The organism is Granulicella sp. 5B5 (genome assembly GCF_014083945.1).
Lineage (GTDB): Bacteria > Acidobacteriota > Terriglobia > Terriglobales > Acidobacteriaceae > Granulicella.
On record NZ_CP046444.1, the window covers coordinates 2,002,538 to 2,028,384 of the forward strand.

At 61.8% G+C, this 25,847-nt stretch carries 20 protein-coding genes; 7 read left to right on the forward strand and 13 right to left on the reverse strand.

The genetic code is table 11. The features are described 5' to 3' along the window. Positions 1 to 37: 37 nt before the first annotated feature. Entirely contained in the window at positions 38 to 472 is a 435-nt protein-coding gene (locus tag GOB94_RS08390; RefSeq protein ID WP_182275513.1) for an antitoxin Xre/MbcA/ParS toxin-binding domain-containing protein, read from the forward strand. Further along, the gene (locus tag GOB94_RS08395; RefSeq protein ID WP_182275514.1) at positions 472 to 942 is read left to right on the forward strand and encodes an RES family NAD+ phosphorylase; all 471 of its coding nucleotides are present in this window, start codon (positions 472 to 474) and stop codon (positions 940 to 942) included. The genes GOB94_RS08390 and GOB94_RS08395 overlap by 1 nt, the downstream gene beginning before the upstream one ends. A gap of 12 nt (positions 943 to 954) precedes the next feature. Here the strand turns inward: GOB94_RS08395 and GOB94_RS08400 are convergent, their stop codons facing one another. Next, a complete protein-coding gene (locus tag GOB94_RS08400; RefSeq protein ID WP_255483751.1) occupies positions 955 to 2,412 on the reverse strand; it encodes an amino acid permease in 1,458 nt (485 codons plus the stop codon). Between the two features lie 529 nt (positions 2,413 to 2,941). Further along, positions 2,942 to 5,728: a UvrD-helicase domain-containing protein gene (locus GOB94_RS08405; protein ID WP_182278531.1), complete on the reverse strand. Its 2,787-nt coding sequence runs from the start codon at positions 5,726 to 5,728 to the stop codon at positions 2,942 to 2,944. A gap of 273 nt (positions 5,729 to 6,001) precedes the next feature. On the opposite strand from GOB94_RS08405, the gene GOB94_RS08410 reads away from it, so the two are divergent. Together GOB94_RS08410 and gluQRS are read left to right on the forward strand one after the other, a co-directional pair. After that, complete coding sequence (locus GOB94_RS08410) at positions 6,002 to 6,340, forward strand: hypothetical protein (protein ID WP_182275515.1); 339 nt, start codon at positions 6,002 to 6,004, stop codon at positions 6,338 to 6,340. Between the two features lie 192 nt (positions 6,341 to 6,532). Further along, positions 6,533 to 7,354, forward strand: a complete 822-nt coding sequence (gluQRS, locus tag GOB94_RS08415; protein ID WP_182275516.1) for a tRNA glutamyl-Q(34) synthetase GluQRS — start codon at positions 6,533 to 6,535, stop codon at positions 7,352 to 7,354. Between the two features lie 7 nt (positions 7,355 to 7,361). Here the strand turns inward: gluQRS and GOB94_RS08420 are convergent, their stop codons facing one another. Then, entirely contained in the window at positions 7,362 to 9,755 is a 2,394-nt protein-coding gene (locus GOB94_RS08420; protein ID WP_182275517.1) for a DPP IV N-terminal domain-containing protein, read from the reverse strand. A gap of 52 nt (positions 9,756 to 9,807) precedes the next feature. Continuing rightward, the gene (gene dnaG, locus GOB94_RS08425; RefSeq protein WP_182275518.1) at positions 9,808 to 11,622 is read right to left on the reverse strand and encodes a DNA primase; all 1,815 of its coding nucleotides are present in this window, start codon (positions 11,620 to 11,622) and stop codon (positions 9,808 to 9,810) included. A 274-nt stretch (positions 11,623 to 11,896) separates the two neighbouring features. Here dnaG and GOB94_RS08430 point away from each other — a divergent pair, with 274 nt between their 5' ends. Beyond that, complete coding sequence (locus GOB94_RS08430; RefSeq protein WP_182275519.1) at positions 11,897 to 12,691, forward strand: RNA methyltransferase; 795 nt, start codon at positions 11,897 to 11,899, stop codon at positions 12,689 to 12,691. A gap of 53 nt (positions 12,692 to 12,744) precedes the next feature. Here the strand turns inward: GOB94_RS08430 and GOB94_RS08435 are convergent, their stop codons facing one another. Further along, positions 12,745 to 16,590, reverse strand: coding sequence for a TonB-dependent receptor (locus GOB94_RS08435; RefSeq protein ID WP_255483752.1), 3,846 nt, complete (start codon positions 16,588 to 16,590; stop codon positions 12,745 to 12,747). A gap of 371 nt (positions 16,591 to 16,961) precedes the next feature. Between GOB94_RS08435 and GOB94_RS08440 the strand changes: the two genes are divergently transcribed. Beyond that, complete coding sequence (locus tag GOB94_RS08440) at positions 16,962 to 17,486, forward strand: response regulator (protein ID WP_182275521.1); 525 nt, start codon at positions 16,962 to 16,964, stop codon at positions 17,484 to 17,486. A 74-nt stretch (positions 17,487 to 17,560) separates the two neighbouring features. On the opposite strand, the gene GOB94_RS08445 is transcribed toward GOB94_RS08440, so the two are convergent. Further along, complete coding sequence (locus tag GOB94_RS08445) at positions 17,561 to 18,490, reverse strand: oxidoreductase (RefSeq protein WP_182275522.1); 930 nt, start codon at positions 18,488 to 18,490, stop codon at positions 17,561 to 17,563. 359 nt (positions 18,491 to 18,849) lie between these two features. Here GOB94_RS08445 and GOB94_RS08450 point away from each other — a divergent pair, with 359 nt between their 5' ends. Next, positions 18,850 to 19,668 (forward strand): tetratricopeptide repeat protein, encoded by an 819-nt coding sequence (locus tag GOB94_RS08450; RefSeq protein WP_182275523.1) that lies wholly within the window; start codon positions 18,850 to 18,852, stop codon positions 19,666 to 19,668. Between the two features lie 75 nt (positions 19,669 to 19,743). Here the strand turns inward: GOB94_RS08450 and GOB94_RS08455 are convergent, their stop codons facing one another. From GOB94_RS08455 to secF, 7 genes are all read right to left on the reverse strand, one after another. Beyond that, positions 19,744 to 20,163, reverse strand: a complete 420-nt coding sequence (locus GOB94_RS08455; RefSeq protein WP_182275524.1) for a biopolymer transporter ExbD — start codon at positions 20,161 to 20,163, stop codon at positions 19,744 to 19,746. A 393-nt stretch (positions 20,164 to 20,556) separates the two neighbouring features. After that, complete coding sequence (locus GOB94_RS08460; protein ID WP_182275525.1) at positions 20,557 to 21,483, reverse strand: cobalamin-binding protein; 927 nt, start codon at positions 21,481 to 21,483, stop codon at positions 20,557 to 20,559. Positions 21,484 to 21,611: 128 nt separating this feature from the next. After that, positions 21,612 to 22,046, reverse strand: coding sequence for a biopolymer transporter ExbD (locus GOB94_RS08465; protein WP_182275526.1), 435 nt, complete (start codon positions 22,044 to 22,046; stop codon positions 21,612 to 21,614). Between the two features lie 89 nt (positions 22,047 to 22,135). Beyond that, positions 22,136 to 22,579, reverse strand: coding sequence for a biopolymer transporter ExbD (locus GOB94_RS08470; protein ID WP_182275527.1), 444 nt, complete (start codon positions 22,577 to 22,579; stop codon positions 22,136 to 22,138). Between the two features lie 143 nt (positions 22,580 to 22,722). Then, positions 22,723 to 23,475 (reverse strand): MotA/TolQ/ExbB proton channel family protein, encoded by a 753-nt coding sequence (locus GOB94_RS08475; protein ID WP_220464893.1) that lies wholly within the window; start codon positions 23,473 to 23,475, stop codon positions 22,723 to 22,725. A gap of 206 nt (positions 23,476 to 23,681) precedes the next feature. Beyond that, complete coding sequence (locus GOB94_RS08480) at positions 23,682 to 24,416, reverse strand: energy transducer TonB (RefSeq protein WP_182275528.1); 735 nt, start codon at positions 24,414 to 24,416, stop codon at positions 23,682 to 23,684. A gap of 429 nt (positions 24,417 to 24,845) precedes the next feature. Continuing rightward, positions 24,846 to 25,805 carry a protein translocase subunit SecF gene (gene secF, locus GOB94_RS08485; protein ID WP_182275529.1) on the reverse strand — a complete coding sequence of 320 codons (960 nt, stop codon included), beginning with the start codon at positions 25,803 to 25,805 and terminating at the stop codon, positions 24,846 to 24,848. Between the last annotated feature and the right edge of the window lie 42 nt (positions 25,806 to 25,847).

Sequence of the window (25,847 nt, forward strand, 5' to 3'; positions counted from 1 at the left end):
TCTTGCCAAATGGCAAAATGAAGAGGACAATTGGCGTATGACGGTTGCAGCGATTACGGCGGTTCTCGGCGGCAGAAAGATCCTGAAGCGCAGGGTCGAATCTGACCGCGAGCTCACCCAGCTTACCCGCGAAGGCGTTCCCGTCGGCGCGCTTACACTGCTGGCTAGCGAGCTTGCGTTAGACCGCAGGACCCTCGCACGCGTGATCGGCATCTCCGACCGCACACTGAGTCGCCGTCTCGCTAAAGACGAGCGTCTCTCTGCTGAAGAGAGCGACCGCGTGGTCCGCGTTGCCCGCGTCGTTGCGATGGCGACAGACACACTGGGATCGCCAGCCAAAGCCTCAAGCTGGCTCCAATCACCGAACATGGTCCTCGATGGCCAGGCCCCGTTGGACTTGCTTGACACCGATTCCGGCACACGCTCCGTGGAGACGGTTCTGGGGCGCATTGAGTGGGGAATCTATAGCTGATGCGCGTGTGGAGGCTCGTAAGAGAGCGACATGCCACAACGGCATTCTCCGGTGAGGGCGCTCGCCTCTTTAGTGGGCGGTGGAACTCCGCCGGAACCTCGATGGTCTATACCTCACTTTCCCTATCGCTGGCCGTCGTCGAGGTCTTCGTACACCTGAACAAGAGCCAGGCACCAGACGATATGGTATCGGTGGCAGCAGATCTGCCCATCGATGCAACGTACATGGAAGAGGAGAAAACTGCCATGCTTCTCCGCCTTCCATCCGACTGGCGGCGCGAAGGTCACCGAGAACTCCAGCAGATCGGTGACGATTGGATCGCTTCAAAGCAGTCGCTTCATCTCCTCGTTCCATCCGTGGCAGTTCGCGGTGAGTGGAATGTGCTAATCAACCCGCTGCATCCCGACGCCAAAAAAACCAGCATCGTCGCAACAGAGCCGTTCCACTTCGACGAGCGCATGTTCAAGTAGTAGCGACGAACACTACTCCCCCTGATAGAACTCGCTGCGTTTGCGGCTGTAGAAGTAGTAGACGACGAGGCCGATGACGAGCCAGATGAAAAATCGTTCCCAGGTGCGGACGGGGAGACCGGCCATCAGCAGCAGGCAGAAGGCGATGCTGAGTACCGGAACCACCGGGCCGAAGGGGACGCGGAAGCCGCGGTGACGATGGGGGTCTTTGGCGCGCAGAACAAGGACGCCGATGGAGACCAGCACGAAGGCGAAGAGCGTGCCGATGTTGGACATCTCGGCGAGGGTGCCGACGTCGAAGAGGCCAGACGGGATCGCCACAAGGATGCCCGCGACGACAGTGGCGAACCATGGCGTGCGGAAGCGCTTGTGCACGGCGCTGAACTTGTCCGGCAACAGACGGTCGCGGGACATGGCGAACCAGATGCGCGCCTGGCCGTACTGGCCGACAAGGATCGAGGAGATCATGCCGAGGATGGCGCCGAACAATACCGCCAGCCGCACCCAGTGCAGGCGGTGCGCGCCGGGTTCGAGCGCGACGCGCTTGAGGGCGTTGACCACGGGAGCGCCATCGCCGGCGACCGACTGCCAAGGGACGAGGCCGGTGAGCGTGGCCGCCACGCCGATGTACAGGATGGTGCAGACGATGAGCGTGGCGATGATGCCGATGGGGACGTCGCGCTGCGGCTTCTTGCACTCTTCGCTGGCTGTGGAGACGGCGTCAAACCCGATGTAGGTGAAAAAGATAATCGACCCGCCGGCGAGGATGCCGGACCAGCCGTTGGGCGAGAACGGATGGTAGTAGCGTGGGTGGATGAAGCTCATGCCGAAGAAGACGAAGGTGAGGATGGCGGCGATCTTGATGAGCACCATTGCATTGTTGGTGCGCGACGATTCGCGGATGCCGAGCACAAGCAGCACGGTGAGAAAGAGGACGATAAGGAACGCGGGGATATCGAAGCCGTGGTGCCAGCCGGGGCCGTAGATGTCTTTACCGGCGAGGTCTTGCAGGCCGAGCGGCAGATACGCGGGCGCGAGCCACTTGGGGCTTAATCGCAGGCCGAACCAGTCGAGCGCGTCGACCAGGTGCGCGGCGAAGCCGACGGAGACGCTCATGTTGGCGAAGGCGTACTCCAGGATGAGGTCCCAGCCGATGATCCAGGCGACGAGCTCGCCCATGGTGGCGTAGGAGTAGGTGTAGGCGGAACCCGCGATGGGGATCATGCTGGCGAGCTCGGCATAACACAGGCCGGTGAGCGCGCAGACGATGGCGACGAGGACGAGCGAGACAACCAGTACTGGGCCCGCGCCGGGACGGCCTGCGACGGCTCCGCTGGTGTGGTGCAGCAGGCCGACGATGAGGTCGATGACCGGCGACTCCGAGATTTTAACCGTCTGCGCCGGGTTGCCGCCGATGGCCGTGCCGATGACAGTGAAGATGCCCGAACCGATGACGATGCCGACGCCCATCGCGGTGAGCGAGATGGGGCCGAGCGTCTTCTTGAGCGCGTGTTCGGGGCGCTCGGAGTCGGAGATCAGTTTGTCGATGGACTTGGTGGCGAAGATTTGTCGGGGCTGGCTTGGAGAAGGCAGGGCGCTCGGTCCTCGTCAGTGGATTTGTCGCACGATGATTCCCTGATTGTAAGCGGCGATTCATCTGGCGCAAACGGCAGTGTCACAAAGTTTCGGGCGATGACAACGAAACGGGCAGAGCCGAAGCCCTGCCCGCTGTTGATGCTAAAGCCTTCGCTATCTTTCTATCGCTTGGACTGGCCGCGTGCAGCCTTCTTGACCTTCTGTTTGTTCTCGCCGCGGGCGCCGGTGCGGGGGCCTTGGGGGCGGCCTTCTTGCGTGCTGCGCGCTTTACCTTCTTGCGCTCATCCTTATCGGTAATCGACTTTGTGTTTGCCATAGGTCTTCTCTCTTTTTTCTAAATCGGAATCTCGCCGGCGTGTTTTGGAAGGGAAAGAAGCGTGGCTGTTGCTAGCGCGCGGGCTTCCTACAGTCGTTCCAGCTGGGCGAACTTTTCGACCAGCTTCTTCATGCCGTGACCACTAAATTGTACTGTAATCTTGGCATCTTCACCTTCGCCTTCGCGGGCGAAGATGATGCCTTCGCCATATTTGGGGTGGCGGACGCGGATGCCCTTGCCCAGGCCGGTCTTGCCGGTGGGCGAGGCGACATCCAGCTTTGGGCGGCCTTTGAAGCCTGAACTGCCCTTGCCGAAGAAGGCTGCGGTGTTGTCGAGCGGGCCGCTGCCGCTGCGAGGCTTGCTGCCATAACGCTGCGAGGCGTAGCTGCGGGCGCCACCACCGCCCGGCTCCTGGCTCTCGTCTTCATACGAGTAGTGGCGTTCCCCACCATAGTCATCCCCGCCGCCGCGCCGCTGCGGGTACGGCGTAGAGTAGGCGCTCCCATAGCCCTTCGGCGAAAGGTCCTCGACCAGCCGCGACGGCACCTCTTCCAGAAACCGCGAAGCGATGGAGGACTCCGGCATGTCGCTGCCGTAGCGGCGGCGATAGCGCGCGCGGGTCATCACCAGCGTGTCCATCGCACGCGTCATGCCGACGTAGCAGAGGCGGCGCTCCTCCTCCATCTGTTCCGGGTCCTGCAGCGTGCGCGAGTGCGGGAAGAGGCCTTCTTCCATACCGGCGAGGAAGACGAGCGGAAATTCGAGGCCCTTGGCCGCGTGCAGCGTCATGAGCGTGACGCGCGCTTCCGCCGAGTACTGGTCGGCGTCGGAGACGAGCGCGGCATGGTCTAAAAACTCTGCCAATGTCTCCCCGCGAGACGTCGCATCCTGCGCGGCGTTGGCGAGTTCCTTCAGGTTCTCGATGCGCGAGAAGGACTCGGGTGTGGCTTCGTCCTCAAGCGCACGGATGTAGCCGGAGCGGTCGTTGAGGAACTTGATCAGCTCGGGCAGCGTGGCGGCATCACCGGGCTTGCGGAAGGCGGGGCGCTCGCTGGTTTCGCTGCGCACCTCTTCTGCTGCGATGCGCTTCAAGCGGTCGCGGATCTCGTCACTGGCAGAGCGCTTGAGCGGCACGGGAGCGAAGGGGTTGAGGCTCGCGGTGCCTGCTGCCGCGTTCTCCGGCGCGAGGGTGCTGATCTCTTCACTGGGGCCGAAGTCGAAGCCGAAGTTGAAGCTGGTATCGAAGCTTGTGTTGGCACCATCGTCGCTGCCGGTCATGGCAGGCGTGGGCTCGTCGTCGGTGGCGAAGCCGAAGTCGAACGTGGTGTTCTCGGCCTCGGTGTCGGCTGAAGCGGCGAGCGACTCGATGTATCCGGGCTCTTCCTCAGCAGGCGCGAGGAAGGCCACGACGTTGTCCGGGACTGTGCTCGCGGCGAGCGACTCAGCGAACGCTGGGCCGAGCATGGCACGCGCGTCTTCGATGAGCCGCTTGAATTTTTCAAGCGCTGCGAGCGTGCGCGCGGGCAGCAGCTTTTCCTCCATCGCGCGGCCGATCGCCTCCCACGTGCTGAGGCCGGTGGTGAGGGCGATGCGCTCGAGCGTCTCCATCGTGGTTTTGCCGATGCCGCGCGGCGGTGAGTTCACCACGCGTCCCAACGCGATGGAGTCGTGCGGATTTTGCACCAGCTTGAGGTAGCTGAGCATGTCCTTCACCTCGGCGCGGTCGTAGAAGCTGAAGCCGCCGACCATGTGGTACTGGATCTGATAACGCCGCAGCGCCTCTTCCACCAGCCGCGACTGCGAGTTGGTGCGATAGAGCACGGCGCAGCGCGGCAGGTCCTCACTGGAGCCGGCTTCGCGAATGTACTGCGCGATCCTATCCGCAATAAAGAGTGCTTCATTCTCGCCATCGGGGGCCTCGTAGTAGCCGATGAGCGAGCCGCCCTCACGCGAGGTCCAGAGGTTCTTGCCCTTGCGCTGCACGTTCTGCGCGACGACCGCGCTGGCGCCTTCGAGGATGACCTGCGTGGAGCGGTAGTTCTGTTCGAGGCGAATGGTCTTCGCGTTGGGAAAGTCTTTTTCGAACTCAAGGATGTTCTTGATGTCCGCGCCGCGCCAGCTGTAGATGGACTGGTCTTCATCGCCGACGACGCAGACGTTGCCGTGCTTGCCGAGCAGCTTCATCAGCTCATACTGCGGGCGGTTGGTGTCCTGGTACTCGTCGATGAGGAGGTACTTGTACTTGCGGTTGTAGCGCTCACGCACTTCGGCGGAGCTCTTGAGCAGACGCACAGTTTCGAGCAGCAGGTCGTCGAAGTCGAGCGCGTTGGCCTTGGCGAGCTCCTTTTTGTAGATCTCGAAGATGTGCGCGATCTTCTCCTCCAGCGGGTTCGTGGAGGCGAGGAAGTACTCCTGCGGGTCGATCATGTGGTTCTTGGCCCAGCTGATGCGGCCAAGAGCGACGCGGGGTTTGAGCTGCTTGTCGTCGATGCCAAGGCGCTTGAGCGCGGCTTTGACGACGGCCTGCTGATCGGTCTCGTCGTAAATGGCGAAGCTGCGCGTGAGACCTACGTTGCCGACACGCAGGGCTTCGATGTCGCGGCGCAGCACGCGCACGCAGAAGCTGTGGAAGGTGGCGATGGTGGGCTGCGCAAGCGTGGAGTGGCCGAGGATCTTCTCCACGCGCTCACCCATCTCTTTAGCAGCCTTATTCGTGAAGGTAACGGCGAGGATGTTGTCGGGCGAGACGCCGCGCTCCTCAATCAGGTACGCGATGCGGTGCGTGATGACGCGGGTTTTACCGCTGCCTGCACCAGCGAGCAACAGCACGGGCCCATCGACCGAGACGATGCCCTCGCGCTGTTGCGGATTCATGTTGGCGAGAAGATCGGGCACAACCTTCATTCTATCCGGCCTCGAAACGGACGGCGTTGTTGGACAGCGCGGCCTGTGGAACGTTAGCCAAGGAGCGATGAAATTTGCCTCAAATATGCGGACGAATTCTTTTCCCCTCTTCACACAATTCGCGGAACCAACGCAACAAGGCGTGCGTACGGTGTTGTGTAACGTGCTTCTCTGAACCATGGCAGAGCAAGCCTCAACCGTATACAGGAATTTGAAGTTCCTGCCATTTCAAGGAGTCGTGTTATGAAGTTCCACAGTGTTGCCGCCGCCACTCTCGCACTTGCAGTCTCTTTCTCTGGTGCCGCGTTCGCCGCACCCGCAACCAGCATCCATACACCTGTTCACGCCTTCTTTGGCAAGCCCCACACCGTGAAGGTTACGCTGCACAATGACGGACAGCAGCCGCTGACGCTGAAGGCCGGCGATCAGGAACTGACGCTGCAGCCCGGCAAGGAAGCAAACGTCAAGCTCGTTGAAGGTGACAAGGTCATCGCCGAGACAGCCAGCCCCGACCATGCGGCAGGATCGGTCATCCTCCAGGCCCTCGACACTCTGGATGGCGCTACGGTCCGCATCAAGTAATTGAGGCCCGCTCAGGAGCACCAGCAAAGTCGACACGTACAGCCCTACGCATGATGCCGGTACGCCCCGCATCGTGGGTAGGACTGTCCTGTTTTGCTCGCGGGATTTTCCTGTTCAGTTTCCGGTCTCTGGCTGCGGGCAAATAGAATCGGCCTATCGACATTGGGGAACCTCTTATCCCTGCGCTCACCGATGCCACAGCCTGCACACAGTTATGTTGGCCGTCTCGCGCCCTCGCCCACAGGGCTGCTGCACCTTGGGCATGCGCGAACGTTCTGGCGCGCGTTTGAGCGTGCTCGCGCTGCGGGTGGCAGGCTGTGGCTGCGTGATGAGGATCTGGACACGCAGCGGTCGAAGCCCGAGTTTGCTGAGGCAATGCGCGAGGACCTGCATTGGCTCGGCATCGAGTGGGACGACGAGTTGCGCCAAAGCCAGCGTGTGCCGATCTATCGCAACGCTGCCGAGCAGTTGGTGACGACAGGGTTGGCGTACCGCTGCGTGTGCAGTCGCAAAGACCTGCAGGCGGCCATGCAGGCCCCTCATGAGGACACGGACGAACCGGTCTACAACGGGCGCTGCCGTGAGAACAACACTGAACGAACATTCGATGCGGGCAGCAGTTATCGGCTGCATGTGCCTGACGGAGAGCGCATTGCGTTCGTAGACGGCCACTGTGGAGCGCAGAGCTTCCTCGCCGGTTGCGATGCGGAGGCCGACTTCGGTGACTTCCTGATCTGGCGCAAAGATGGGTTGCCGAGCTATCAGCTGGCGTGCGTGGTCGACGATGCTGCAATGGAGGTCACGGAAGTAGTACGCGGCGCGGACTTGTTGAAGTCGACGGCGCGGCAGATACTGCTGCAACGCGCGCTGGGGCTGCCGACGCCTGCGTACTACCACTGCGAGCTGATGCGCGACGAGGCCGGCGTGCGGCTCGCCAAGCGGCATGATGCGTTGAGCTTAAAAGCGCTGCGCGAATCCGGCCTGACATCCGGCCAGATTCGCGCAGGGTTTTGATGCGCAGCTACTCGTCGTCTTCGTCATCGGGGCCGCTGGCAGCCATCTTGCGCTGCACCTCTTCGGGCGTGGCCATCTTGAAGTCGGTTGGCGGCACGCCACCGGCGAGGTACTTCACGAAGTAGTCCCAGCGGCGGCGCATGATGTACGGCGCCATGGCGCCATAGCCATGATGGACATTGGGGACCATGATCATGTCGAAGTTCTTGTTGGCCTTCATCAGCGCTTCAACGACGAGCAGCGTGTTGCTGGGCGGAACGTTGTCGTCCATGGTGCCGTGCACCAGCATCAGGTGGCCCTTGAGGTCCTTGACGTAGCCCTGGTTGGCCTGCGCTTCGTAGTTGTCCTCGCCGTTAGGATCTATGTGTTCAAGGCCTGCCCAGCGCTCGTCCCAGTCGTCCTCGTAGTCGCGGTTGTCGTGGTTGCCGCTCTCGGACCAGCCGACTTTGAAGAAGTCGGGGAAGTGGAACATGGCCGACGCTGTGGCGTTGCCGCCGCCGGAGTGTCCCCAGATGCCGACGCGGTTGACGTCGATCCAGGAGTAGCGCGCGGCGAGGTCCTTGATGCCTGCAACCTGGTCGGGGATGGTGTCGTCGCCCATCTCCTGCGGCGTGGAGGAGTGCGCATCGTGGAACTCCTTGGAGCGGCCGGGATTGCCCATGCCGTCGATGCAGACGACAACGAAGCCGAGGTCGGCGAGCGCCTGCTCATCCCCCTTGGCCGCGGCAAAGCTGCGGCCCGAAAGCTCGCAGAGGCTTCCCTGCGGGCCGGGATAGACGTTATCGACAATGGGGTACTTTACATTGGGGTCGAAGTTCGTCGGCTTCCACATGATGCCTTCAAGCGGAGTAACGCCGTCGCGCGCCTTGACGGTAAAAGGAGTGGGCGGCTTCCAGCCAGTGGCGAGAAGCTGCGAGATGTCCTGATGAGCGAGCGTGACGAGCACCTTGCCGGTGTTGTCGCGCAGCACAGCGGTCTGCGGCGTGTCGATGGTGGAGTAGACATCGACGAAGGAGCTGCCGTCGTCCGACGGTGTGATGACGTGGTTGGCGTGCTCGGGCGTCAGAAGCTGCTCATTCTTGCCGTCGAAGTCGACGCGGTAGTAGTTCTCGAAGTAGAGGTCGTCGCCCTTCTCGCGGCCGACGGCGGTGAAGTAGACGACGCGGTGCTTCTCATCGACGTTGAGGATGTCGCTGATGGGGCCGTCGCCATGCGTGATCTGGTTCTTCAGCTTGCCAGTCTTCAGGTCGTAGAGATAGATCTGCGCGTAGTTGCTGCGCTCGGAGACCCAGAGGAATTCGTCGGAGGCCGGCAGATACTTCCAGTCGGTCTTCGACTGCCAGCCGTAGTAGGTGGGGACATGCTCGTGGTAGACGTCGCGAACGTCGCCGGTGGCGGTGTCGGCGACCTTCACCCACTCGTCCTTGTGGTCGCGCGAGGTGGAGACGAAGGCGAGGTGCGAGCCATCGGGCGAGAACTCGACATCGGTCCAGTGGCCGTCGCCATTGCAGCTCACGTCGTCGCACTCCATGCTGCGGTGCTCCAGCGGCGCGATCTTCAGGCGCACCATCTTCGCGGAGTCGACATCGAGGATGACAGGCTGGATCATCGTGACGTCCTTGTCGCCGACGAGAGGGTAGTGCCAGGCCTCAAGGTGCGGATGGCGGTTGGTGACGGGCACGAGGTACATCATGCCGGTCTTGCGCTCGTCCATCTGGAACGTGGCGATCTTCTTCGAGTCGGGCGACCAGGTGACGACCGCGCTGTCAGAGTGTGTCCAGCCGGCGTTGTCGGTCGCGTAGCCGAAGTCCTTGACGCCGTCGGTGGTAAGCGGGCGCTCCTTGCCGGTGGCGATATCGCGGACCCAGAGGTTGTTGTCGCGAATGAAGGCGCCGAGCTTGCCGTCGGGCGAGAGGTTGGTCTCTCCGGCGCGACGGCGCCCCCGTGGGGCCTCCTGCATTGCGGCCTTATCCTCAGTACATTTACTGGCCGCGGCGGCGCAGTGGAAGGTGCCGGAGCGGGCGATGATGGCGAAGCCGCCGTTGGACTCAGGGTAGTAGGCGCTGACGCCGAGGCGCTTCGCCTCAACCTGCCTGCCGGAGGCCGCAGTGAGCGCGGCGGCGAGCTTCGCGCTGTCGAAGGCAGGCGCGGTGGTGGTCTTGGCGGGGTCGGCGATCATGTAGGCCGTGCCGTCGGCGCCGGGGTCGCGGTAGAAGACACGACCATCCGACAGGTACTGCGGACGGCTGATGGTGTGGTGCACCAGGCCGTTGACGTTGTAGGACATCCAACGCTCAGCGCGCGTATAGTCCTGCGCGGTGTAGACCTTTTGCGCGAGCGCGGGCATAACAACGACGGCGGCGGCCGCCAGAAGAGGGGCAAGAAACCGGGGAGACGACATGCGGGGATTCTACCAATGTGGCGGCGGTCCCCGCCAAAATAGTGGATTCTCTTTAGCGCTGACGCTCGCGGTTTAAACGCATCAACTCCTGCATCAGGCGCAGGCGCATGGCCTCATCGCCGCGGCGTTCGGACTCGGCGATCTGCTGTGTGACCTCGCGCAGACGGCGGTCGACGTAGCGCTCTTGCAGGGCTTCGAGCGCTCCCTGCACCTTGCGATGGAAGACCTCGGGAGCCTCGTCCGCGGAGCCGGTGTGCAGCGCGCTGGCGAGCAGCGTGCGCGAGGCCTCGTCGGGCGCGGCATCAAAGGGGTTGTCCGGCGCGGGCGCGTTGACGAGCACCTCCATCACAGCAGCACAGGGAAGCTCGGCAAACCAGGACGGGTTTTCGCCGAGGCGTTCGGCGGCGAGGGCGCGCGCGGAGTCAGCTTCCGGCAGAACGAGCGCGCAGAGCAGGATGCGCTCGACCTCACTCACCCCCGTGGGTTGCGCGGCTCGGACGCTTTCCAGACGCTGGTGGGCGGCCTGCTTGAGTTCCTGCCGCATCATCGCGCTCTCAATGCCGATTTTCTGCGCAGCGTTCTCCGCAAATTCACCACGGACGATAGGGTTCGTCTCCCTACGGATGATGGGCAGTAGATAGTTGAGCGCTTGTACCTTTCCTTGAGGTGTATTTATCGGGAAGATCGTTCTTGCTCGATTTATAGAAAACTCCCAATATTCGCTCGAACTCTTTATCACCGCCAAGTAGTCGGCTATACCGCGCTCTCTGATGTAACGATCCGGGTCTAGGCCTCCTTCAAGCGTATGCACCCGCACACTGTAATTATGCTGCTGGAGCAACTCAATCGTCTTCTCCGTTGCCTTTGCACCGGCTTGGTCAGGGTCGAAGTTCAAGGTCGCAGTTGGCCGCCTAATGGATCCATCCACCGCAAAAGACTCCTGTAAATATTTGGATAGAAGCCGTAACTGTGCCTCAGTAAAAGCCGTTCCACTAGTGGCGATCACATTCTTAATTCCGCCCATATAGGCCGAGATACAGTCCATCTGGCCTTCGACAAGTAGCACCAACTTCGTTTGACGCATCGCCTCCTTGGCCTTGTCGAGATTGAAGAGGACGTGGCCTTTTGTGTAGAGCGGCGTCTCCGGCGAGTTGAGATACTTGGGCCCGGCCTTCGCATCAACATCCGCCGAGTCGAGTGCGCGGGCAGTGAAGGCGATGGGCTTGCCCTGCTCGTTGTTGATCGGAAACGTGATGCGTTTGCGGAAGCGCGCATACATTGCGCCGGGGCTGCCATCCTCCTGCTCCTTCCAGCTGAAGAGACCACTGGCACGCAGCACCTCTTCGGAGAAGAACTTACCGAGGCGGTCGCGCATGTCGTTGAAGCTCTCCGGCGCGTAGCCGAGGCGGAAGCGCTCGATGGTCTCGGGCGAGACGCTGCGGCTGGAGAGATACTCGCGAGCGCGGGCGGCCTCCGGCGAGCGCAGGTTCTGCTGGAAGTACTGCGTAGCGGCCTCGTGCGCGTCGATGAGCTGCTTGCGCAGGCCAGCCGACTTCGCCTCCTCCGGCGAATTGAACTCGCGCTGCGGCAGCGGGATGCCCATCTTCGTCGCAACGGCACGAACGGCCTCGGGGAAGGTGAGCGACTCCATCTTCATCACAAAGGTGAAGACGTCGCCATGCTCCTTGCAGCCGAAGCAGTAGTAGCTCGCCGTGGCGGGATAGAGGTAGAAGGAACCGGATTTTTCCTTGTGGAACGGGCACAGGGCAGACCAGTTCGCGCCGGACTTACGCAGCTTGATGTAGTCGCCGACGATGCGGGCGATGTCGGCCTGCTGCTTTACAAGTTGTGCGAAGTTATCTGCCATGGGGGGTGCGAGAAACTGTGCAACTTCCAGTGTAGGACCGAGACCACTGCGAAGGGGCGGATAGCGACGTTGGTAACGGTTGAAAACATGGGGCTAATCAGAATTTCCGGTTAAGATAGGGGGCGCAGCAACAACAATTTGCGGAGCTGTGTTCGTAACGCATGTACCCGCAACGCTGCCCAGCCGAAGGCCTAAAACCACGGCAGGCGGCAACAGGCATGGAAGGACCGGCGAGCTCGCCGATAGCGCTGCACAACAACCGTAGAATGGTGGGATGCTGACGAGTGACGCGCGGGCGCAGTTGACGGTGGTGCTGGTCGGGGCTCGGAACCCGAGCAACATTGGCGCGGCGGCGCGGGCGATATACGACTTCGGGTTCAGTGACCTGCGAGTGGTGAACGAGTACGCGGCGCCGTTTGAGGCGGCGCAGCTGGAAGATCAGAGCGCCGGCCTGCCGGAGGTGAAATCTGCCGTGCGGGCGAGCTCTGTAATGCAGCGGGCGCGGCGGTTCGATGCACTGGCCGAGGCGATTGCGGACTGCCAGCTGGTGGTGGGAACAACAGCGATCGGAGCGCGCGAGATGCGGCAGAAGATAGAGCCGATACGCGAGACCGCTCCGCGAGTGCGCGAGGCGCTGGACGGTGGGCTGCGTGTGGCATTGCTCTTCGGAAGCGAGAAGACAGGACTGACCAATGATCAGCTAAGCCATTGCAGCGTGCTGACGACGGTGCCGATGTATCAGCCGGAAGGCGAGCGGCATCTCTCGATGAACTTGGGGCAGTCGGTGGCTGTGTGCTTGTATGAGCTGTCGCGCGAGGGCTTCGACGGCATGCGCGAGCTGCCAGTGCTGCATGAAGCGGCGGCCACGGTGGAAGACCGTGAGCGGTTGACGCAGCTGCTGCTCGATGCAATGCACGTGACGGGCTACACGAGGCGCTATCCGCACAACGCGCATGAGCCGCTGGTACGGCAACTGGTGCAGCAGCTAGGCACAAGCCATCGCGAGGCGATGACCTGGATGGGGTTCCTGCGACAGGTGCTGCGGCGCGAGCAGGGCGAAACACAATAAAAACAACCCCACGCCCAGGTTCGGGCGAGGGGTTGCGGTTGGAGGAACGTGGTTTAGAACTGGACGCGGCCGGAGAACTGCCAGCGGCGGTTTCCACTTTCGCCACTCAGCAGGCCGAAAGAGCCGTTCGCGCTGGCGGGTGAGGGCGTGCCAGGCTGTGCCCCAGAGTAGTAGGCTGCCACAGCCTGGGTCTGCGCCATGGTGAAGGTAACCTTGTTGCTGCAGTCGAAGCACTCCGCACGGAAGATGAAGTTCATGCGCGTTTTGGGGATGTTGAACTGGCGTTGAATCGCAGAATCAATATCGTAATGGCTGGGGGACCAGAGGTTGAGGTGGCTGCGGGGGGAGTCGCCTATCTTGGTGATAGGGCTGGCCGTGTCCCCGGCAGGAAGCGGGAAGTAGTTGAGGGTCTGGAAGGCAGTGCTGTCGAGCAATGGGGTCTGCGCGTAGTTGGCGTAGGTAACTCCGTGGCTGCCGAAGCCGCCATGGATGCGGATGGAGTTCTGACGGCCGGGGACAATATCGGGCATGCAGGTAGCGCCCGAGCCGAGTTCTCCACTGCAGCCAGAACCTGTGACGAGAATCGGCGTGCCGGAGTAGTAACTGAAGATCGGAGAGATCTGCCAACCGCCGAGAAGGTTCCGGCCAAACCAGTTGCCTCCCAAGAGCTTGTTGGCGCCGAAGGGCGATTTGACGTAGCCGAAGACATTGAGGTTCTGCGGTGTGTCCGTGGCGACGATGTCGCGGTCGGCACGGTTATTACCGGGGAGAGCGACCCCACTGGAGGAGGCTGCAGCCGGGACGGCGAAGGCACTGCGTGTGGTGCCGTCGTCGCCGATGTTGCGAGAGTACGTGTAGTTAAGAGTGAAGCTGACTCCCTTGTATTCACGTTGCTTGAGGGTGAGCTCGAAGGCGTTGTAGGAGATGTTGGCGATGTTGTCCCACTCAGGGCTGGGGGGGGCAGAGTACTGCGGGTAGGGACGCAGCATGCGAGCGATGGAGGCGGTGCTATTGCCGCCGCTGGCGGTCTGCACATACGAGGAGTAAGGCAGAACGACAGCCGAGGAAGCAGCCTGAGCGAGAGCCACGTTGCCAGGCGTCGCGGGGAGATTCAACACAGGGGTTTTGCCATCGGTACCAACGACCGAGGCGAGCCCGGGGAGGACAGCAGGATTGACCTGGCCTGACCAGAAGCCCGGGACGCCTGCACCGGCGACGAAGTGGGACTCGCTGCCGGAGTAACCAACGGTAACAGTGAGGTTATTGGTGATGGCCCGCTGAATGGCCAGGTTGTAGAAGTTGAACTCCGGTGCACGGCCCGAGAGATAGGGGTCAGCATAGGCAGGAGCGCCACCCGCAGAGACATAGGTGCCAGCGGAGTTGAGGTAGTTGCCGATGCCGAGCGTCAGCGATGAGGCAGCGGGGCCAGCCGGGGTCGGAATGACGTAGCCAGGACCACCGAAGTTGGTGTTGGCTGCGCCAGCGGCGGTGAAGTCTGCGCTGTCATTCAGGTAGTAGGACGGGCCAGCAGCGGCGCCGGTGTTGACGGCTGGATTAAGAACGATGCTGGAACCGAAGCCATCCTGACCGGTGCCGGTGGAGTCGCCAGCGCGGCCGCCGACGCCGCCAGCGCGGGAGTAAGCGAGAGCATAGCCTATGCGGAAGACAGTTTTGGGATCAGCGGCCCACTCAAGACCCAGGCGCGGGCCCCAGTTCTTCCAGTAGGTATTGACCGGGGTGCGGCACTGGCAGCTGATGGCGGCGCCACGGTTGCCTGCGTACTCAAGCTGGCCAGGCGAGCCGGTGAGGGGGTTGGTGGCATTGGGATTGAAGAAAGCCCAACGGTCCTGCGCCTCGTGATAGGGCGGGAGGTAATCCCAGCGCAAACCAAGGTTGATGGTGAGGTTGGGGCGTACCTGCCAGTTGTCCTGGAAGTAGGGCGACCAGGGATGGAAGCGCCCCCCGGTCTCTACGAAGAGAGGCACCGAGGTAGCGCCGGAGTTGACGGCGCCGAGAAGGAAGCTGGCGTACGAGTAGCCGCCCTTGGTGGAGTCGAGCGAGGTGCCGGTGTAAGGCGCGGTGGAGGTTGCGGCAAAGGCCTGCGTGTAGATACCCGAGGGTGTGCTCTGCGCGGAGGTGTTGTCCTCCAGCCATTGGGTCTGGAAGCCAAAGGTCATGTTGTGCTTGCCCTTGGTCCAGCTGAGGTTGTCGACGAGAGTAAAGGCGTTGGGGACGACATTGTGGCTGGCGTCGGAAGCGCCGTTCTCTGTCCACTCATACGGCGCGGTGGTGAAGAGCGTGGACGTGCCGAAGGTGGTGCCGGGGAAGTTGCCGGAAGCCTGGCCGACAGGCAGCCCGGTGATTCCAGCCGTGGCAGCGCTGTACTGGGTAAGACCTGCCGTGGGCGCGAGCACCGGCTGCGTGAAGCGCGTAAATCCGTAGCTGAGCTGGTTGACGAGATGGTCGGTGATAGGAATGGAGTGCTCGAGGATGAGCATGGTGGGAGCGAGATCGGAGCTGTCGCCGTTGGTATACGGCAGCGGCAGAGTGGCCCCGTAGCCAATGGACTGACGGACGCCATGGATGTAGGTGAATGAAATGCGCTGGCCGTGGAAGAGGTCGTACGCGACGTTGGCGACGATCTCGTGGTTGTTATAGCCGCTAAGGCCGCCGACGAGGTAGTTGTTCACCAGGCCGGAGAGGTTCGGCGATGGCATGAACTTCTGCTCATACGCGGAGATGGACGAAATGGAAGTAGACGGCAGCACGTTGGCCGTAGGAACGCCGTTGACCAGCCCCATGTACGGCTGACGCGTGCAGGTGTTGCCGGTACAGGAGTTGGTGAGCGGGTTGTAAAGATAGTTGCCCGTGCCGAGCTGGGTGAAGTTGCCCTGCGTCATGAGCGTGGTGGGAATCGTGAAGGGCGCGGGCTGGACGCCGCTGGTGCCATGGAACTTGTCGTAGTTGACGAAGAAGAAACCCTTCTTGTGGGTGAAGGGGATGGGACCGCCGAAGGAGGCAGAGATCTCGTTCTGGTGCTCAACGGGCTTGCCTGCAGGTTCGCGGGTGATGACGCCGTTGACGAGAACATCCTTGGTCTGTTGATTGCCAGCGAAGCCCCAAGTGTCAAAGATGGTATTGCGGACGAAGTCGACGACCTGGCCGTGATACTGGTTGCCGCCGGACTTGATAGTGAAGCCGATGGCACCAGCGCCCTGGTACTCGGCTGAGGGAGCCGAGGAGATGACCTGAAGCTGGTCGACGGACTCCACAGGAACGCCGTTGGAGACGACGCGGTTGTCGCCCTGCTGGTTGGCGGTGGTGGTGGGGATGCCGTTGACGTAGACCTCAGCGAGGTAGTTGCCGGTGCCGGAAAAGAGCGGAGCACGGCTGCCGGCCTGCGCACCGGGCGCGAGCGTGGCCACCGAGGTGGGATCTCTCTGCTGGCCGTTCATGACGATCGGCAGGGACTCGTAGGTCTCATCGGTAATGACGGCGCCGACGCCAGACTGTGTCGTCTGCAGCTGTGGCGGCGCATCCGTGACGGTGACAACTTCGGTGTCCAACCCGACCGCGAGCGCGGCGTTGAAGCCCGTGATATTGAGGCCGTTGACCTCAATATTTTTCTGCGTGAAGACCTTGAAGCCCGGCGCCGTCACGGTGACAGTGTAGAGATCGGGCACCAGCGGCGTGAGGCTGTAGAGACCACCCGAAGAGGAGACAGCGGTAGTCTTCACTCCGGAGGCCTGCGCCGTGGCAACGACCTTGGCGTTGGGAACGACGGCGCCGGTCGGATCGGTGATGGTGCCCTGCAGCGCGCCCTGGCCGCCGGTTTGGGCACGGGCGGGGACAGCGAAACAGACAATAAGGCAGACAAGAGAGTACAGGGCCCCTGACAAGAGAGTCCGGCGCGTGGTGCGGCCGGCCGGTTTCAGGGATGGGATTGCGAGCATTGGCTCCTCCAGCACATGTTCAATAGGAAACAGTTTGCAGACGGGATACACACTATGTCGCTGAGAGTTTGATTGTCAATAGGCGAACTATTCTCTTGATGGAATACAGGAGCGGGCCCGATGTTTTCGGAACGCGAAAGGTCCCAGCCGGGAGAAAACGTCCCGGCAACAACCTGGACACGCTGCTTCGGCGAAAGGGTGTAGTCCACCTTGCCGGACCACGCGACGCAAACGTGGTGCGCTCCGGGGTTGCAGGGAAGGCCGCGGGTAGTCCACTCTAGTAAGTGGTCGATAACGTTTTGTTTTGAGAGGTTTCCATGGCGAAGCGCCGCGTACTGCTGGTGGACGACGAGGTAGCGATCCTGCTGACGATGAAGGCCGTGCTGGAGCTGAACGGGTTCGAGGTGGAGACCGCGGCGAGCGCGAAGGAAGCGCGCCTGAAGATCAAGCACCACGAGTACCAGATGGTGATGACCGACATGCGCATGGAGAGCGATGCCGCTGGCCGCGAGGTGATCCAGGCCGCGCGGACGGCACCGTATCATCCAGCGGTGGCTCTGCTGACCGCCTACCCCGAAGATGAGGGCGGCGACACCGGTGCGGACCAGATGCTCGTGAAGCCGATGCAGACAGCCCTGCTGGTGAAGGCGATCGAGAAGCTGCTGGCCAACCACGCGGCGAAGCTCACAAGGCTGGCAAGCGCCGCAGCCGCGCCACCGAAGGCTGCGGCGAAGAAGTCCGCGGCCAAGCGGCTGGCCAGCAAGAAGCTGCCTGTAAAGAAGACCGTGATCGGCAAGTCAGCCGCGCGGAAGAAGGTCGCGACGAAGAAGCGCAAGCGCTAAGACGCTAACGGACAATGCCCCACGGATGACGCGCTACTTCGGCGTCAGGCGTGGGGCATCTGCTTTTGTCAGCGCTACTGGAAGGCCGGGTAAACGACGCCTGTAAGCTGCTCGCTGACAGTCCACAGGCGCTCGCCGGTGGACTGGTCGAGAGCGTGAGGGCGGGGCTTGACGACCGTGGGATAGCCCTTCATCTCCATAAAGCCGTCAGGGCCGATGTAGTCGCCCGAGCGCGCCTCGGGGCTGGTGGCAGCGTAAAGCGTCGGCAGCGCGCCAGCGGCGTCAGGCTGCGTCAGGAACCTTGCAAATTTGAAGAGGACGAAAGTCTTCAGGTCCTTGTCGCCGGGCCCGTTGGCGACGATGCTGGTCTGCGACACGCCGGGATGCACCGGCAAGCTGAGCAGCTTGGTGCCAGCGGCGCGCCGGGCAAGCTCGCGCGCAAACAGAATGTTGGCGAGCTTGGACTGGTTGTACGCGCCCCACGGCGTATAGCCGCGTGCGAGCTGAAGGTCGTCGAAGTGGATCTTGCCGCCCTGATGCGCGATCGACGCGACGGTGACGACACGCGGTGCCGGTGAGGCCCCGAGCGCAGGCAGCAGCAGGCCGGTCAGCGCAAAGTGGCCCAGATGGTTGGTGGCAAACTGGCGCTCGAACCCTTCCGGAGTGACCTGACGCGGGTTCAGCGCCATCACGCCGGCATTGTTGATGAGGATGTCGAGAGCGACGCCACGGGCGAAGAATTCTGTGGCGAAGCGGCGGACGTCGCTAAGCAGCGAGACGTCCAGCAGCACCAGCTCCGCCGAGGCACCAGGAGACTCCGACCGTAGCCGCGCCAGCGCCTGCTCACCTTTCTGCCGGCTGCGGCAGCCGAGCAGGACGTGCGCGCCGTGGCGGGCGAGCTCCAGCGCCGCCTGGTAGCCGATGCCGCTGTTGGCCCCGGTAATAAGCACTGTTTTGCCGTTGAGCGTGGGGATTTGTGCGGATGTCCAATGGGTTGTTGCCATGGTGCTATGCCCTCCCGGGAATGGGTTGTGCGTGTTGCCACCGCATGCCGGAATGCAGGGCGTGACTGTTTGGATGATAGCGCCACGGCGATTGCACCCTGTATGCGCCCGGAGCGACAGTTCATGCGTCTTTCCGTAGGGCCGGTTCGTCGAACGAGCCATGCTCTAATTTTTTTCTGGTTACCTCTTCGGGGATTGTGGCGGTTTTGCCTGCATAGACCGATTTACCGCCTGTCGCTAGCAAAGATTTGCACTCAGCCGGTACAATCACACCGAAAGGCCATGTAATCTTTTGGGGTTGAGGGCTAGGGTAACCAGCCCAGATGGCGATACTGTTGAAGGGGAAGGATTTTCCGAACATGAAACTAAGCGCACGAATTCCAGCAAGCGCAGTGCTACTGCTGGTGCTTGCGAGCACGGTCGGCTGCACGAAACTCCGCGCGCGCGATCAGCTTGTCAAGGGTGTCCAGGCCTTCAAGGCAGGGCAGTATGAGCAGGCTGTGAACTACTTCCAGACTTCGATCAAGCTTGACCCCAACTACGACACGGCACGCTTGTATCTGGCCACGGCCTACAGCTACCAGGTGGTTCCCAACCTGGATACACCGGACAACCTGAAGACTGCGCAGAAGGCGTTGGACGGCTTTAATGAGGTGCTGGCAAAGGACCCCAACGACATCAACGCGCTGAAGCAGGTGGCCTCGATTCACCGCAACATCAAGCAGTATGACCAGGCCAAGGCTGACGAGATGAAGATCATCTCGCTGGACCCCAAGGACGCGCAGGCGAACTACACCATCGGCGTGATCGACTGGACAGAGGCCTACAAGAACGCAACCACCCTGCTGGGCGCCGCCGGCCTGACCGACGACGGCTTGGGCAATGTGAAGAAGAGCAAGGACGTCTGCGCGAAGATCACCACGGAGAACACCGCGCTGGTGGATGAAGCGCTGAAGTACCTGCAGCAGGCGGTCGACATCGACCCGACCTACGATGACGCGATGCAGTACCTGAACCTGACCTATCGTCGCAAGGCCGACATGGAGTGCGGCAACGACGCTGCCCGCAAGGCTGACCTTGCCTCCGCCGATGAGTGGGTGCAGAAGGCCCAGGGCGCTCGCAAGGCCAACGAAGCAGCCAAGGAGAAGAAGCTTGGCGGCGGCGTAACCATGCAGTAGTCAATCGTAATCAGCAGTTAGCAAAAGGCCTCCCATGCAGGGAGGCCTTTTGCGTGGGTGAGCGATGTCTTCGCGTTAAGGTTTGTGCAGCGCGTTCAAGGCGATCTGCTGCGCTCCGGCGAGGCGGCCGAGGCTGACCACAGTAGCCACCTGCTGGTAGCTCAGGTCGCGATCTGCCTGCACGATCAGGGTGTGGTCCTGGCGGACGGCGAACATGGACTGCAACAGAGACTGTAGCTCCGCCATGGGGACGACACGCTGATCGACGAAATACTGCACCGGAAGCTGGGGTCCGTGGCGCATAACCTGCACCGTGACCAGCGGCAATGAGGCTGTAGATGCCTTGCCCTGCGGAATGGCGCTGTCGAGTCCGCGCTGATGCTGCGGGACGATGACCATGAAGAGGATGAAAAGGACGAGCAGAACGTCAATGAGCGGCGTGACGTTGATCTCTGCCCCTGTATGGGCGGCCGATGCGCTTGCGCTGAATGCCATGAGGGCACCTCGAATGGAAGTGGCAAGCGAGCGCTCGGTGCTGGTCCGCAGCAGTGTTCGTAACGGAGCAGCCGTGGATTTGCCCTGCGCGAGACCACGGCGGCTCTGAAGGCTTAGACACCACGGCAAAGGGACTTGAGCCCAAACAATTCCAGAATCCCCTGCCGTTGCTTGTTTTCCTCTGCGTCCTCTGCGGGCTTTTACATTGCGCCCTCTGCGTGAACGCCCTTGCCGCAGCAAGAGCCGAAGGCGCGAGCCTGGAAGCACCGAGAGTCAAGCCCCAAAACAAAGTGGAATATGACTTCCACAAGTCACAGGTCAAGCCCAATCCCCTCAAGATTTTCGATCAAAAAGTACAGGGGGGAGGGGGAGGGGGTGCAACACGTTTTGCTCCTAAAGCCGCTGCACACTTTCAGCCGGAAGATGCGCAAAGCGGTCCCGGCTATCAGGCTCTCCGCTGGGATTAAGGATTGCATCGAGGATCTCCAGCCCGTCGATAAAGCGCGGGCCGTGGCGCGAGAAGTACGCCGAGCCGTTCACCGCATAAACTTCACCCTCGCGGACCGCCGGAAGCGTCTCCCATTCAGGTGGCAGCGTCAGGGCGCGGAACTGGTCGATCGTCTGCGCCAGGTTGAAGCCACAGGGCATAAGCACGATGATCTCGGGCTGCGTCGCGGCGATCTGCTGCCAGGTCGTCCGGACACTCTTGATGGTCGGACTGGAGAGAACAGGATCGCCACCAGCGATAAGGGCCATCTCCGGCACCCAATGGCCGCCGAGAAACGGCGGATCGAGCCACTCCAGGCACAGGACGCGCTTGCGCCGCTGGATGGCGCTGCGGGCCTCGCGGACCCTGTCGACGCGCTGGCGGAGCCCCTGTGTGAGCGCGTGGGCCTGCTGAGCGTGGCCTGTGGCCTCGCCAAGGAGCTCTATCTCCCGGAGGATGTCCGGGATCGAATGCGCGGCGAGCGATATGACCTGCGGGGCCGAACTGAGCCGACTCATATCGCGGGCCAGCGTGGGACTGTCGATGGCACAGACACGGCAGAGGTCTTGCAGCACCACCAGCGTTGGCGCGAGCGACTCCAGCCGGTCGTACTCCACGAAGTAGAGGCTGCTCCCCTGTACCCCTTCCGCAGAGACGATAGCGTCGATCTCCGCAGGTGCAAGCCCCGGCGGCAGGTGCGAGAACACCACCTGCGGCTTGCTGCGGGCCTCAGGCGGGTAGTCGCACTCGAAGGTAACGGCGCAGACTTGATCGCCGGCGCCAATGGCAAACAAGGCCTCCGTGGCCGAGGGGAGAAAAGACGCGATGCGCATGGGGGCTCAGGGAAGGATTGTTGCGTCGATGCGTCGATTTGAGCATACAAACGCCCCACAGGTTCGCCGGTTGCGGCGAGCCTGCGGGGCGCTTGCAGAGTGCTGACTGTAGATCGGTTCGCCTTGGTTTAGTGGCCGGCGAGGATCTGCGGAGTCATGATGCCGATGTTGGTGACGTCCGCCTGATGGCCGAAACCGATGACCTCGGCGACGGTGCCGAAGTCGAGGTCCTTGTCACCCTGGACGAACATGACCTTCTCCTGCCGGGTCTCGAAGATCTTTGTGAGCTCCGGTTCGATATCGGCCTTGGCAAAGGTCTGGTCGTTGATCTTGTAGACCGGAAGAGCGCCGCCGGCAAGCACCTGGACGACGATGGTACGGTCGTTGGGCTGGTCCTGCGACTTGTTCTTCGGCGGCTGGGGCACCAGCGCCTCAAGACCCTTAGGGGTCGTGGGCACGATGACCATGAAGATGATGAGAAGCACCAGCAACACGTCGATCAACGGAGTGACGTTGATGTCCGACGAGACTGAATTGGTACCGCCTCCTCCACCCATTCCCATAACTGTTACTCCCTTCGGCCCTTTGTGGAGCCAGCCCTCAAAAAGAAGAGGGCCCGAATATCGTTGGTCACTGCAATGAGACGATGAACCTACTGCGAGCTCGTCTGGTTCATGTCTGTAAGCAGGTTGAGCTGGCTGACGCCGGCGGTGCGGATGGCGTCGATGGTGTCCATGACTTTGCCGTAGTTGGCACGCGAGTCGGCACGCAGGTAGACGGACTTATCCGCCGACGGATCGGTCTTCTTGGATTCAAGGTCGTTGACCTTTGAGCCGAGGTCGCCGAGCGATACCTGGTCGCCGCCGAGGAAGGTCTTGCCATCGCGGGTGACAGCGACGGTAATCGCGTCTTCCTTGTTGGCGTTTTCCATGACGGTGGACGCGTTCACTTTGGGCAGGTCGACGTTGACCTTGTTGTTGAGCATGGGGGTGATGACCATGAAGATGATCAGGAGCACCAGCATCACATCCACCATGGGAGTGACGTTGATGTTCGAGTTTACCTTCTTGCCTTCTTCCCGCTTGTTGATTCCCATAGCAGTTGGCTCCGAATGGCTAGCTTTTAGCTGCTAGCTCTTAGCTTTTGGCGTTGGACTTCGACCCTATGTGGAGGCGGAGTACCGGACGTCCGTTGGGGACGCCCGGTGTTTCCGAAGTGACTCTCGCAGGGTCGTGGCTCTTAGCGGTGCGACTGCTTGATGAAGTAGTCCACCAGCTCGGAGGAGCTGTTGTCCATTTCAACGTCGAACGCTTCCACCTTGTTGGTGAAGTAGTTGAACGTCATAACGGCGGGGATGGCGACGAGCAGACCGAAAGCGGTCGTCACGAGGGCCTCAGAGATACCGCCGGCGACTGCGCCGATACCGGAGGTCTTCTGCGTAGCGATCTGCTGGAAGGCGTTCAGAATGCCGACGACGGTGCCGAACAGGCCGATGAACGGAGCGGTGGAACCGATGGTGGCCAGACCGCCGAGGCCCTTCTTCAGCTTCGCGTGAACGATGGACTCGGTGCGCTCAAGGGCGCGCTGCGAGCTCTCGATCTGCTCCGTGGTGATCGCGCCGCCAGAACCGAAGGAACGGAACTCGGTGAGACCGGCGGTGACAACCTCAGCGAGGTGCGACTTCTTGGAGCGGTCGGCAACCTTGATCGCCTCGTCCAGACGGCCTTCCTTCAGCGCGCCGGCAACCTTGGGAGCGAACTCACGCGACTGCTTGCGGGCAGCCGAGAAGTAGAGCGCGCGGTCAATGATGACGGCCAGCGACCAGATCGACATGATGAAGAGGATGATGACGACGGCGCGGGCAAGGTTACCCATGTTGCCCCAGAGCTGAACAGGGCTGAAGCCGACGGCGGGTGCATCACCACCAGGGGCGGCCTGAAGCAGCATGGCGAGAGCGTGGGTGGACGAAGTTGCGATGTGAGCGAGAATCACGGAATTCTTTCCTCCTGGATTAGACCTGCGTGGGTGCAAAGTAAATCGAGTGCTGCAAGTGCGACGTTGAAGGGAAGAGCCCTGAGTGAGCGGCCCCGCAGTGTCTAGTCCGGGGTAGTAGGAAGCCAGACAAGCTTGATATGGGCAAAGGCTAGACTCGACGGGGTGCGGCGATGGCCGCACCCGTGGAGGATAGCAGAGAAGCATCAACCGCCGTTCAGGTTGAAGTTGACGGTGATGGTTGTGTCAACCTCAGTGGGGTCGCCATTGAGAAGATACGGCTTGTAGCGCCACTGGCGGACAGCATCAAGAGCGGCGCCCTTGAGCATGTCGGGACCACTGATCGCCTCGAGACGCTGGATGCTGCCGTCCTTGGCAATAATGGCGTGCAGCACCACGGTACCGCCCACGTGCGCGGCCTTGGCGATAGGCGGATAGATCGGGGTGGTCTTCACCAGGATGTTACCGGCAATAACACCACCCGAGATGCGGGCTGGACCGGCAGGCTTGGCCTTGACGACGACTGGAGCGGCCGTGCCGAGACCCATGCCGCCGAAGACACCACCAGGAGCGCCAGTGCCCGTTCCCATGCCCATACCGGCAACACCGGAGCTGGGCGGAGGCGGAGCGGCATCCTCCTTAATCATCTTGATGTCCTTGGGGATCTTGGTCGGGGCATGCAGGCCCTGGTCAATCTCCGAAACGTGGGGGATCACCTTGACCGGGGTCGGCGGCGGTGGCGGCGGTGGCGGCGGTGGCGGCGGTGGTGGCGCGCTGATGGAGGCCATCAAAGAGTTCTTTGGAAGGGCCTCTGGATACAGCAACGGAATCAAGATCATCGTGGCCAGAATTGCGGCGTTGAAACTAAACGTCGCAATCATCCAGTACTTGGACTTGGTCTTGATCCTGCCACCGGACTCGAGCATTGAATCTTCAAACATATGCAACCTCGTTCCCGCGAGGGATAGCTACCGGCATTAGACACCACAGGGTTCCCAATTGTTCCCGGGGCCAAAAGACTGTTGCAAACAGACGATCTGGATTCGGGAGGAGACCGGCTGTGTCCTGAGTCTGAAAGGAGAAGCAGGCAGGAGTGCTCGGTGTCCCTGGAAGTTGCGGCTTGTGGGTCATCCTACATGAAGGAATGCGCCTTTCGTCAAGCGTTGAACCGGAAGCACGTCCCGAGACGACCATTCTGCAGCCGATACTGCACCACTTACGGTGCGAAGTGGACGCCTCGCAACTGGATTCGATGAGGCGCTATGCGAATGCGTTATCCGGCGCATGCGTTTAAATGCAGGACGTTAAATGCATCTGCGGCATCCGAGAGAACTCGAATGCCGCAGGGTGAAACGATCAGCGTACCGCTATTAGCGACGACCACGCGCCGCAGGCAGCGACGCCTGCTTGCCACGCTTGGTGCGCCAATCCTGATAGGCCACCAGCATCGGCGCAGCGACGGCGATCGACGAGTAGGTGCCGATGAGGATGCCCACAACGAGCGCGAAGGAGAAGCCATGCAGCACCTCCCCACCGAAGACATACAGGCAGAGCACCGTGAGGAACGTAAGGCCCGAGGCGATGACCGTCCGGCTCAGCGTCTGGTTGATCGAACGGTTGACGACATCGGAGAGCTTCTCACGGCGGTTGAGCGCCAGGTTCTCGCGGATACGATCGAAGACGACGATGGTGTCGTTCATCGAGTAGCCGACCAGCGTAAGGATGGCCGCGATGACGGTGAGGGTGATCTCCTGGTTGGTCAGCGAGAAGAAGCCGATGGTGATGAGCGTGTCGTGGAAGACGGCCACCACGGCGGCGACGCCATAGATCAGCTCAAACCGGAACCATAGATAGACGAGCATGCCGATGAGCGAGTAGAGCACCGCGAACCCGGCCTGCTTGGTGAGCTGCCTGCCGGCAGTGGGGCCGACGATATCGACCTGCTGCACCGTGAAGCCGGAGTCGTGATAGCCGGCCTGAAGCGCCTGCTCCACCTCGGAGCGGCCCTGATCATGCGCGGTGTCGCTGGCCGAGGACAGCGGCAGCTTGACGATCACGTCATCGGCAACAGCCCCGGCGGGACCGGAGACCTGCTGCACAGTCGCGCCGTGGACGCCGGCCTTATCGAGCGAGGCACGGATGTGGTCCTCGTTCGGTACGGTGTCAAAGTGCACGGTGATCTGCGTACCGCCCTTGAAATCGACCCCGAGCGGAACATGGTGCCAGAAGAGCATGCTGAGCACGCCCGAGACGGAGAAGATCAGTGAGAAGCCGAGGAAGATCCATTTCTTCCCTAGCCAGTCGATATTTGCGCTGCGAAACAGTTCCACGTTGCTTTCCTTAGCTGCTAGCTCTTAGCTTCTAGCTGGAGA

Coding starts and splice junctions, on each gene's coding strand:
- GOB94_RS08390 (WP_182275513.1), top strand. CDS start 38: ATGACGGTTGCAGCGATTACGGCGGTTCTCGGCGGCAGAAAGATCCTG.
- GOB94_RS08395 (WP_182275514.1), top strand. CDS start 472: ATGCGCGTGTGGAGGCTCGTAAGAGAGCGACATGCCACAACGGCATTC.
- GOB94_RS08400 (WP_255483751.1), bottom strand. CDS start 2,412: ATGGGCGTCGGCATCGTCATCGGTTCGGGCATCTTCACTGTCATCGGC.
- GOB94_RS08405 (WP_182278531.1), bottom strand. CDS start 5,728: ATGAATCCGCAACAGCGCGAGGGCATCGTCTCGGTCGATGGGCCCGTG.
- GOB94_RS08410 (WP_182275515.1), top strand. CDS start 6,002: ATGAAGTTCCACAGTGTTGCCGCCGCCACTCTCGCACTTGCAGTCTCT.
- gluQRS (WP_182275516.1), top strand. CDS start 6,533: ATGCCACAGCCTGCACACAGTTATGTTGGCCGTCTCGCGCCCTCGCCC.
- GOB94_RS08420 (WP_182275517.1), bottom strand. CDS start 9,755: ATGTCGTCTCCCCGGTTTCTTGCCCCTCTTCTGGCGGCCGCCGCCGTC.
- dnaG (WP_182275518.1), bottom strand. CDS start 11,622: ATGGCAGATAACTTCGCACAACTTGTAAAGCAGCAGGCCGACATCGCC.
- GOB94_RS08430 (WP_182275519.1), top strand. CDS start 11,897: ATGCTGACGAGTGACGCGCGGGCGCAGTTGACGGTGGTGCTGGTCGGG.
- GOB94_RS08440 (WP_182275521.1), top strand. CDS start 16,962: ATGGCGAAGCGCCGCGTACTGCTGGTGGACGACGAGGTAGCGATCCTG.
- GOB94_RS08445 (WP_182275522.1), bottom strand. CDS start 18,490: ATGGCAACAACCCATTGGACATCCGCACAAATCCCCACGCTCAACGGC.
- GOB94_RS08450 (WP_182275523.1), top strand. CDS start 18,850: ATGAAACTAAGCGCACGAATTCCAGCAAGCGCAGTGCTACTGCTGGTG.
- GOB94_RS08455 (WP_182275524.1), bottom strand. CDS start 20,163: ATGGCATTCAGCGCAAGCGCATCGGCCGCCCATACAGGGGCAGAGATC.
- GOB94_RS08460 (WP_182275525.1), bottom strand. CDS start 21,483: ATGCGCATCGCGTCTTTTCTCCCCTCGGCCACGGAGGCCTTGTTTGCC.
- GOB94_RS08465 (WP_182275526.1), bottom strand. CDS start 22,046: ATGGGAATGGGTGGAGGAGGCGGTACCAATTCAGTCTCGTCGGACATC.
- GOB94_RS08470 (WP_182275527.1), bottom strand. CDS start 22,579: ATGGGAATCAACAAGCGGGAAGAAGGCAAGAAGGTAAACTCGAACATC.
- GOB94_RS08480 (WP_182275528.1), bottom strand. CDS start 24,416: ATGTTTGAAGATTCAATGCTCGAGTCCGGTGGCAGGATCAAGACCAAG.